This is a genomic window from Olleya sp. YS, assembly GCF_029760915.1.
GTDB lineage: Bacteria > Bacteroidota > Bacteroidia > Flavobacteriales > Flavobacteriaceae > Olleya.
Window position 1 is genome coordinate 1,378,842 of record NZ_CP121685.1, and the last position, 10,033, is coordinate 1,388,874.

Consider the following 10,033-nt stretch of genomic DNA (forward strand, 5'->3'; position numbering starts at 1 on the left):
CTGTACCTTAGCGATGTGAAAAAATGTTAACCTTAAGTTAATGTTGCAACTATAAATAGTCTTATTTTTGCACAAAATTAGAAACTAACAAATCTTAATTTAATACAATGAAACACACAATTAAAATTATGTTTTTTGCAGTAGCAATAATGTTTTCTGCATTTACTATGGCACAAAGTACCATAACAGGTACCGTTATGGATGCCGACTTAAACTCTCCGCTACCTAGTGCTAGTGTAGTAGAAAAAGGGACTACTAATGGTACAACAACAGATTTTGACGGAAACTTTACCTTAACAACTCAGTCAAATTCTGGAGTAATCGAAATTTCTTATGTAGGTTACAACAAAATTTCAGTATCATTTAATGGTAACAAAAATTTAGGTAACGTTTCTCTTAATCCTGATAATGCTTTAGATGAAGTAGTTATAATAGGTTCTGGAGTTATTGACTTAGCTGCTGGTAGAGAAACTCCTGTCGCTGTTTCAACAATTAGAGGAAAAGATATCCAATTAAAGTCTGCTGGTAACGTAGAATTTGGAGAAGCTTTAAAAAACACTCCATCTATTTATGTATCAAATCAAGCAGGTGGATTTGGAGATAGTCAAATATTTTTAAGAGGTTTTGACCAAATTAACACAGCTTACTTATTAAATGGTCAACCAATTAATGGTATGGAAGATGGTAGAATGTATTGGTCAAACTGGTCAGGTATGTCAGATGTTGCTAATGCAGTACAAATTCAACGTGGATTAGGAGCTTCTAAATTAGCAATTTCTTCTGTTGGAGGTACAGTAAATATCGTATCAAAGACTACAGATAACCAAGAAGGTGGATTTGTAAGATTACTTGGTGGTAATGACAGTTACGGTAAAGCTACAGTGTCTTATAGCTCTGGATTAAAAGAAAGCGGATGGGCTTATACAGTTTTAGTAGACCATTGGCAAGCACATAGAAAATATTCTATTGGTACAGCTGGTCAAGGACAAAACTATTTATTCTCTGTTGGTTACAAACCAAACGATCAACATGCGTTTAATTTCTTGTTAACTGGTGCGCCACAATGGCACGATCAGAATTTTTCTAGTGATTTAGAAGAGTATGAGCAGTATGGAGAAAAATACAACCCTAATACTGGGTTTTTAAACGGTTCTCGTTATACTGAAAGACGTAATTATTATCACAAACCAGTAGCTAACTTAAACTGGGATTATAAAATCAAAGACGGTTTAGAGTTATCTTCTGTATTATATGCATCATGGGGACGTGGTGGTGGAACAGGTGGTTTAGGTCGTGGTAGAGTAAGAAATGACTCTAACGGACAAATTGACTTCGATCAAATTGTTGAAAACAATATTGATACTGCTACAGATGGTGTTGGTAATTTTGGAGATTCTTATTTAAGAAGATCTTCTGTGAACAACCATAATTGGTATGGATTACTATCTAACTTAAATGTTGAAATGAATGATAATTGGTCATTTAACGTAGGTGTTGATGGTCGTACTTATACAGGAGATCACTTTAGACAAATCAACGACTTTTTAGGATTATCAGGTTATAATGATAATTTTAGAACAGATCGTCCAAGTGATTATGTTTTAACAGAAAGCTTTGAAGCTAACCCATGGGCTGCGTTATTTAATTTTGCAGATGAAGACCAAAGATATGATCGTGACTATTCTGAAACAATCAATTATGTTGGTGGTTTTGGTCAAGTAGAGTATAAACAAGACAATTTTTCAACATTCTTTCAGGGAGCTTTATCAACTCAATCTTACCAAAGAGAAGGACGTTTAACAGGAAGAGGAGATGGTTTAGGTAAATCTGAAAAAATAACTAAAACAGGATACAACCTTAAAGGAGGATTGGCTTACAAGTTTAACGACATGCACTCAATTTTTGGTAATGCAGGTTTGTTTTCACGTCAACCTTTCTTAGATAATATCTTTGCAGATATTAGATACTCTAACAGATTAGTAGAGCCAGAAGTTGAAAATGAAGAAATCGTTGGTCTTGAAGCTGGTTATAGATTTAAAGGTAATGAGTGGAGACTTAACGTAGATGTATACTCTTCTACTTGGGGAAATAGATTTTTAGGTTTTGGTACAGATTTACCAGGTGCTGATGGTATTTTAGGAAATAGTGATGATGAGTTTGGTAACTATAGAATCACTGATGTAACTCAAGTACACAACGGAGTAGAATTTGATTTTGAGTACAGACCAATAGCATCTTCATTTAGCTTTAGAGGATATGGTTCTATCGGAAATTGGAAATACGATGGAGAAACACCTTATACATTACAAAATGACGATACTGGAGAGTTTTTAGTAACAGATGGTAAAGTTGATTTAACAGATGTGAAAATAGGTAATGCACCTCAAACTTCTTTTGGTGTTGGATTTAGAGCTAATTTAAGTAAAGGCTTATCCGTAGATATGGATTACAACATTTACACTGATTTATATGAGTTTGTTGATGTAGAAGATGTTGCAGCAGCTGCTTTAGCTGGTGGTAAATACGAATCTGTAAGATTACCAGCTTACACACTTGCTGATGCAGGTTTAACATACAACTTTGAGTTAGGTTCTAACAGAATGACTTTTAGAGCTAACGTATATAACTTATTTAATGAAGCTTATATCAATCAAAGAGATGCTTTTGGTTATTTCTTAGGTATTGGTAGAACTTACAACGCAAGTTTACGTTACAATTTCTAATTAATTTTAGAAGTACATACATTAAAAAAAGCCTCTTCGTATGAAGAGGCTTTTTTTATTTATTAGAATAAAAGCTAGAAGCGGTATCCTATATATAGATCACCTTTAAATAAAGCATCAAACTCACTTCCATTTAAAAGGTTTCTTCCAGCACCAAATTTAATTTCAAAAACAAAACCAGCAGAATTTATCCATTTTTTTCCTAGACCTAAACCTACAGAAATATCAAAGAAGTTTTCATCATTAGATTGATTACTATCAAAATCGAATAGGTCGTAATTTTTACCTCCAAAAAATGAAGTAAAACCTTCTACAAAAAAACCTTTAGCGCCATAATCTTCTTTTGTTTGAAAATACATACGATAAAATGGTGTTATAGAATAATCTTCTATGTATTCGTTACCAGAATCGATATTAAGTAATAAAGCAGCTCCAAAACCTCTATTACTATCTTGTACATACTCATAAACACCTTCTATAATTCCTGAAGATAATAATTTTACAGCTCCAAGTCTTACTTCATGTTTTTTGTCTATTGCTGGTGTTATTTTATCGTCTTCTTGAGCATTAATAAACGTAAAATTCAAAATAAACAATATCGAGAATGCAAGTAATTTTTTCATAGTTTTTAAGAGTTAGAGAGTTAATATAATACCTTTATTAGATACACAATGTAAAAAAAGGTTGCGTAAACAAAAGTTAAAAGATAACTAAAAATAAGCTTTCAATTGCACGTTTCCAGTGTGTATGGTTTTACTGGTTTCTGTTTTCCGACCAAAATAGGTGAGATTTAAATCTAAAAACTTGGTCAGTTTTTTTTGTGCCAATAGCGTCCAAGTTAAGTTTTTTCCTGGTTGTAAACCCTCAAGCATTTGGTAGGCAACAGGACTATTGGCATTACCTTCAAACGTATTATTAAAGATGCTAAACTCGCCAGAAATAGCTCCTGCTTGCGCATTATTTTTAGGTGAATAGGCAAACGACAAACCGTACTTTTGTTGCTGTAAAGATTCTAAATTATTAATAGTATTTTGTTTGTTAGTATGTTGATAAAATACATCAAACTGTACATTATCGTTTAATAAATAAGAGAGTTTCGGATTAATTTTTTCGGTATCAATATCAAAATTTTTACTGCTAAAATTTTCGCTGCTACTAAACTGTTGCTCTAAAGCAGAAGTTAAAGTTACTAACCAGCTATTTTTAATTTTATGAATAAAATTTAATTGATGACTAGTTAAATTATTTTCTAAAAACCCAAAACTTAAGGTATTCTCACTGCTGTTCCATAAGTAGGTATAAGAGGTTGTATAGCGTTGTTTTCCGCGATTAAAAAATAGAATGTTTCTAAAATTAAGTGTTAGACCAAGTTGGTTGTCTTCATCTTTTTTAAATGGATTTAAATCAAAATTATCTCCAGTTCGCTTAATTTTTCGATCTATTAGATAACTAGTTTGATTGTAAAACTTTGAAAAGAATAATTTAGTTTTATTGGTTGCATTAACCCAATCTATAGGGTTTAACGTCAAGGTCTGACTCAGCCTATTTTGATGTGTTTTAATAAATACTTGATTTGGTAAAAGTACTCGAATGTAGTCTCCTTGATCTTGGAATTGTGCAATTTCAAATTCTTCTAATTCTTGTATACCGTTACTATTGTAGTCTATCCATGTGTAAGCACCTTGTCCTGGTTCGACTTGCACATACGTAAAATCTTGTTGTGGTAAGGTTCCAGAATTGGTCTCAAAAGCAGTATTCCATAGGATTCCGTTTTTTAAAAACCGTTGACTAAAAAGTAAACGGGAATTTAAAGAGTTTTCATCGTCTTGTGTATTGTCTTCATTCTCTAAAGTTCGATAATTGACATATAATGTAAGATTAGTCTTGTCATTTTTCAATAATCTAGAATCCAAGTAATAGGTGTTAGAGCTGTTAACACGTTGTAATTTATTAACTCTTAAACTATCGTTTACTCGGTATTTATAGCCTACTTCTGCAAAAACATTAGTGCTATCTCCAATTCCTGTAAACGCTTCGTAGGCAGTAAAACGCTGTGTTAAATCTGTAAATTGTTGCGTCTCTTTAACTCGTTCTTTATTTTCTTCAGCAGAAAAACCAACACCAAACCAATGTTTTTCTAAAGCATAAATAGCTTTGTTATAAGTTCTGACAAATTTGGATGAATTCTGGCTGCCATTAGCTTTTAAAATACTTGTATTTGTTGAAACTCTTAGCTTTTTTAAATTCAAGTTCGCACTTAAATTATGCTTATTTCCATTAAAATTTCCTGAATAATTTAAATGCTGAAAACTATAATTTGCTATGCCTTTTTTAGAATAAAACGCTTTAAATCCACCAGAAACCAAACTTTGATTTCCTAAATTAGAATTTAATAAGTTAGAGTTGGTTTGGCTTAAATTCCAGTCTCTATTAAATTCTGGAGCGTATAAGCGTTGGATAGTTTTAAAGTCTTGTTGGATATAATCGGCATCTACAAAAGCATTCACATTCCATAAGCTATCATGTTTGATTAGGTTTTGTTCTACCAATAATTTACCAGCAAAACCAGTGTTATTGCCATCATCAATACTAGAAAACAAGTTCAGGTCGTTTTTACTTGCAGCAATTTCAAAATTTACATTTGTTTTTGCTGATGGATTGTATTCGCCATTTACAACAGCAATTTGCAGTAAATTTGGTGCTACTAATTGCACAATTGGTGCATAATTACCTTGTTTAACTCCACCAACTGGTGCAACAAACTCGTAAATATTATTAATAGCATTGGTTGAGGTTAAAATATAATCGCCTTGGTTATCACCAACCAAAGTAAAATTAACGCTAAATAATTCGTCATCAGGATTATTAGAAAATACGTAAATGGTTTCACCATTAAACAAGTCTTTTCGGTATAAAATACGGTTTTCATTATAGGTTTCAGGGACTTCGGAAGGTGCAACCATAAGTTGCATATCATCTCCAGCTTCACTTAAAATTAAGGCTTGAGTTTCAGATAAATTTTGCTGTAAAGGGTTGTTTTTTGAATCACTTTCAGAATAAACAGAAGCGCCTATTTTAAGTTTTTCAGTGTTGAAATGTCCTCCACCAAAAGCGATGATTCTAGAATAATCACGCTCAGAATACTGAAAATCTACACTAATACGCATCTCTGAAGTAATTGGATAAGTAGAGTTGAATAATAACTCACCAGCATTATAATCGATAATATAATCTTCATTTTCACCTCGTTTTAAAGCCACTCCATTAACATAAACGGTCTCACTTCCAGAGACGATTAATACAAATAATTCACCACTTGGACCTTGTAATTTATAAGGACCTTGATTACCCTCTTGAGCAGTAAATTGATAATTAGTAAACTGTCCTCTTACTAAAGCTCCAGAAGCAAAAACGTTAGTTTGTTGATCGTCATCACCAAATTTGGCTTTAACCTGTAACCCTTGCACACGCTTAGTAAATGATGCAAAATAAGATTGGTCATTTAGCAAATCAATATCTCCAGCTCTAATTGCCCAATTGTCTGAAAATAGTTCTAAAAACACTTGGTCAAACTCATCCAATCGTTGGGAATATCCACTTTCTTGCAAAGGGATATTAGCATCTTGGATGCTAGCGCGAAGCGAGACTTTATCGTTAAGTTTTCCAGTTATTTGTAGGTCTAATTCGCTATTTAAAACTGAGTTTTGATTATTACCAATGGTGACACCACGACTAATACTTCCAGAAGTAGTTAATCCGTCAAAAGGCGTATACGTTTGGGTAGTATTGGACTGTGTTAGTTTAATTAGCTTATTAATATTATCTGTGTTTTCTACAATAACATTAGTGTCAAATTGCTTGTAAGTTTTGGTTAAAAACTCTGGATAACTTTGATAGTTTATTATAATTGAATCGGTTTCAACAGGTTTTAAAAAAGTAAGCAATGATTTACCAAAATCAATGTTGTAGTATGTTGAATCCAAAACAATACCTTGCTTAGTTTCAATTTTAAAACCGTTGGAATTGATGCTAACGCTATCTATTTGTATGGTGTTGGCTGCAGCAACTGTTTTTTGTTTCAACCCATAAGTTTGTTCTTGCGCTAACGCAAAAATTCCAAATAAAAAAAGGAAACAAGTAAGGGTTAATTTCATCTATAAGTATAACACCAAAAATAGAGGTTTATTTTGTTAATATTTTTTGAGTAAAAAGGCGGTAATTCATCCTGTAAAAGTAAAGCATTATTTAATTTAGCAGAAACAAATATTACACTCATGAAAATTATCTCATATAACGTAAATGGAATACGTGCAGCAATCAACAAAGGATTTATAGATTGGCTAAAAAGTGCCAATCCAGATGTAGTATGTTTACAAGAGATAAAAGCAATGGAAGAGCAACTAGATTTAGATTTATTTACAGACGCTGGATATAAATTTAATTATTGGTTTAGTGCTCAAAAAAAAGGCTATAGTGGTGTGGCTATTCTGTGTAAAACTAAACCCAATCATGTCGAATTTGGTACTGGAATAGAATCTATGGATTTTGAAGGCAGAAACCTTCGGGTAGATTATGACAACGTTTCTATAATGAGTATGTATTTACCTTCTGGAACTAATGACGCAAGGTTAGCACATAAGTTTGAATATATGAACATGATTCATAATTATTTAAACAAATTAAGAGAACAAATACCCAATTTAATAGTTTGTGGCGACTATAATATTTGTCACGAAGAAATCGATATCCATAACCCAAAAATGAAAGGCGTTTCTGGATTTTTACCAGAAGAACGTGAGTGGTTAGGAAATTTTATAGATAGCGGATTTATAGATTCGTTTAGATACTTAAACCCAGAACGACAAGAATACTCTTGGTGGAGTTATCGTGCCAATGCTAGAGCAAATAATAAAGGTTGGCGTTTAGATTATGCAATGGTTAGCCAGCCTTTACAACAAAAAATAAAAAGAGCAGTTATATTACCAGAAGCAAAACATAGTGACCATTGTCCTATTTTGTTAGAACTATAATCATAATCTAATCCCAATAATAGAAATATGAAAAATAAAATTGTAATTATCTTGCTAGTTATATGTTTAACTAGTTGTGTGTCTCCAAAAGTTTACAAAGAATTAGAAGGGAAATATGCAGACCTTAAAAAGGAAAATAAAACTCTAGCTCAAGAAAATCAGGATTTACTAGACCTGAAAAATAGTCTAGAAAATGATTTAACAGTATTAGCCTCAAAATATGATGATGCACTAGCAAGAAAACATCAACTTGAAGCAGACTATGCAGCAATAAAAAGTAAGTACGATAATTTAAAAGCCTCTTACGATGCGCTAGATGCCAATAGTAGTTCTGCTATTGCTGCAAACACTCAAAAAAACAGAGAGTTACTAGCACAACTAGAAGCAAAAGAGCAAGCGTTAGCTGCAGAAAACACACGTTTAGAACAGCTAAAAAAAGAGTTAGAATCACGCTCACAACGTGTTGCAGACTTAGAAAATATCATTGCCTCTAAAGAAGCCGAGATGACAGCACTTAAAAATGCTATTTCTAGCGCGTTAACAGACTTTGAAGGCAAAGGATTAACCGTAGAGCAACGCGATGGTAAAGTTTACGTTTCTATGGAAAACAAACTATTGTTTCAATCTGGTAGCTGGGCAGTAGGTACACAAGGTCGTCAGGCTGTCAAACAATTAGGAAGCGTTTTAGGAGATAATCCAGAGATTTCTGTGCTTATCGAAGGTCACACAGACAATGCACCATATCCACCAAACGGAAATATAAAAGATAACTGGGATTTATCCACAAAGCGTGCAACAGCAATTGTCGCTATACTACAAGAAAACCCTAATATAAAAGCCGAAAATCTTACTGCTGCTGGACGCGGAGAGTTTGCACCAATTGCACCTAATACAACTCCAGAGGGTAAAGCCAAAAACAGACGTATAGAGGTTATATTAACTCCAAAGTTAGATAAGATTACAAATCTTTTAAATAACTAATTGGGCGTTACCACAAGGGTCGGGCTATTCGCTACTAGTTTTGGCTCGAAGCGTACGCTCGCCAAAAGCTAACCGCTACTATCCCTAACGCAAACCTTAACAAACTTTTAAACCTTTAGTTAAAAAACAAACTAAAGGTCTTTTTTATATTTGTCAAAAATTCTATTCAACACCTTATGATATATACTACTCTTCCAAATACAGATATAAAAGTCAGTAAAATTTGTTTAGGCACCATGACCTTTGGTAACCAAAACACTGAAGCAGAGGGACATGCACAATTAGATTACGCAGTAGATAATGGTGTTAATTTTATTGATACAGCAGAGTTATATCCAGTACCAGCAACAGCAGAAACCTCTGGAAGAACTAGTGTAATCATAGGTAATTGGCTAAAAAATAAAAAACGAGAAGATTTAGTAATAGCTTCTAAAATAGCAGGAACAGGAGATTACACAGCCCACATACGTACAACAGGATTTTCAAAATCGGCAATTAACGAAGCTGTAAATTTAGAGCTTAAAAGATTACAAACAGATTATATAGATTTATACCAACTCCATTGGCCAGAACGTGAAACCAATACCTTTGGAGTTAGAGATTATAAGCACAATCCAAACGATCCTTGGGAAGATAATTTTAAAGAAATTTTAGAATCATTAGAACAAGTAAAAAAAGAAGGTAAAATAAGAGAAATTGGAATCTCCAACGAAAAAGCTTGGGGAACCATGAGATATCTTGAAGAATCTAAGAATAATAATTTACCTAGACCGGTAACTATTCAAAATGCATATTCACTTTTAAATCGTGTTTTTGAAGGCGATATGGCTGAAGTATCGCATCGCGAAAATATAGGATTGTTAGTTTACTCTCCTATGGCTTTTGGTGTATTATCAGGTAAATATATTCAAGGTACAGCAAATGATAAAGCAAGGTTAAATCTCTTTCCAAGATTTGCAAGATACAGTAGTGAGCAATCCACTTTAGCTACTAAAAAATACTTGCAATTAGCTGAGCAAAACAACTTAACTCTAGCGCAAATGTCTCTGGCATTTGTCAATCAAAGATCTTTTGTGACCAGTAATATCATTGGAGCCACTAACCTTAAACAGCTTAAAGAAAATATAGGTAGTGTAAATACAAATTTGTCGCAATCTATATTAGATGAGATTGATAATATTCATGCAATAATCCCTAATCCAGCTCCTTAAATGGTGTAAACTTTTACAAGCCTCATTAACACTTTTTGTCGGTAATTAAGGTCGTTAATCTATTATAACAATCTTATACCTTTTTCAA

Annotated in this window: 6 protein-coding genes; 4 read left to right on the top strand and 2 right to left on the bottom strand. The window is 32.9% G+C overall.

All coding sequences use genetic code 11. The features are described from left to right. The first annotated feature begins 107 nt into the window (after positions 1–107). Positions 108–2,723: a carboxypeptidase-like regulatory domain-containing protein gene (locus tag Ollyesu_RS06275; protein ID WP_279302943.1), complete on the top strand. Its 2,616-nt coding sequence runs from the start codon at positions 108–110 to the stop codon at positions 2,721–2,723. Positions 2,724–2,797: 74 nt separating this feature from the next. Here Ollyesu_RS06275 and Ollyesu_RS06280 read toward each other — a convergent pair whose 3' ends face one another. Both Ollyesu_RS06280 and Ollyesu_RS06285 read right to left on the bottom strand, forming a co-directional pair. Then, positions 2,798–3,346 (bottom strand): hypothetical protein, encoded by a 549-nt coding sequence (locus Ollyesu_RS06280; RefSeq protein ID WP_279302944.1) that lies wholly within the window; start codon positions 3,344–3,346, stop codon positions 2,798–2,800. A gap of 87 nt (positions 3,347–3,433) precedes the next feature. Further along, positions 3,434–6,877, bottom strand: coding sequence for a hypothetical protein (locus Ollyesu_RS06285; RefSeq protein ID WP_279302945.1), 3,444 nt, complete (start codon positions 6,875–6,877; stop codon positions 3,434–3,436). Positions 6,878–6,997: 120 nt separating this feature from the next. Between Ollyesu_RS06285 and Ollyesu_RS06290 the strand changes: the two genes are divergently transcribed. The 3 genes from Ollyesu_RS06290 to Ollyesu_RS06300 all read left to right on the top strand — a co-directional run bounded on the left by Ollyesu_RS06290 (position 6,998) and on the right by Ollyesu_RS06300 (position 9,945). Further along, positions 6,998–7,753 (top strand): exodeoxyribonuclease III, encoded by a 756-nt coding sequence (locus Ollyesu_RS06290; RefSeq protein WP_279302946.1) that lies wholly within the window; start codon positions 6,998–7,000, stop codon positions 7,751–7,753. 27 nt (positions 7,754–7,780) lie between these two features. Further along, positions 7,781–8,734 carry an OmpA family protein gene (locus Ollyesu_RS06295; protein WP_279302947.1) on the top strand — a complete coding sequence of 318 codons (954 nt, stop codon included), beginning with the start codon at positions 7,781–7,783 and terminating at the stop codon, positions 8,732–8,734. 176 nt (positions 8,735–8,910) lie between these two features. Beyond that, complete coding sequence (locus Ollyesu_RS06300; protein ID WP_279302948.1) at positions 8,911–9,945, top strand: aldo/keto reductase; 1,035 nt, start codon at positions 8,911–8,913, stop codon at positions 9,943–9,945. Positions 9,946–10,033 lie beyond the last annotated feature (88 nt).

Excerpts from the sequence above, each read along its gene's own strand:
- Ollyesu_RS06300 (WP_279302948.1), top strand. The coding sequence starts at position 8,911 with ATGATATATACTACTCTTCCAAATACAGATATAAAAGTCAGTAAAATT.
- Ollyesu_RS06285 (WP_279302945.1), bottom strand. The coding sequence starts at position 6,877 with ATGAAATTAACCCTTACTTGTTTCCTTTTTTTATTTGGAATTTTTGCG.
- Ollyesu_RS06290 (WP_279302946.1), top strand. The coding sequence starts at position 6,998 with ATGAAAATTATCTCATATAACGTAAATGGAATACGTGCAGCAATCAAC.
- Ollyesu_RS06280 (WP_279302944.1), bottom strand. The coding sequence starts at position 3,346 with ATGAAAAAATTACTTGCATTCTCGATATTGTTTATTTTGAATTTTACG.
- Ollyesu_RS06295 (WP_279302947.1), top strand. The coding sequence starts at position 7,781 with ATGAAAAATAAAATTGTAATTATCTTGCTAGTTATATGTTTAACTAGT.
- Ollyesu_RS06275 (WP_279302943.1), top strand. The coding sequence starts at position 108 with ATGAAACACACAATTAAAATTATGTTTTTTGCAGTAGCAATAATGTTT.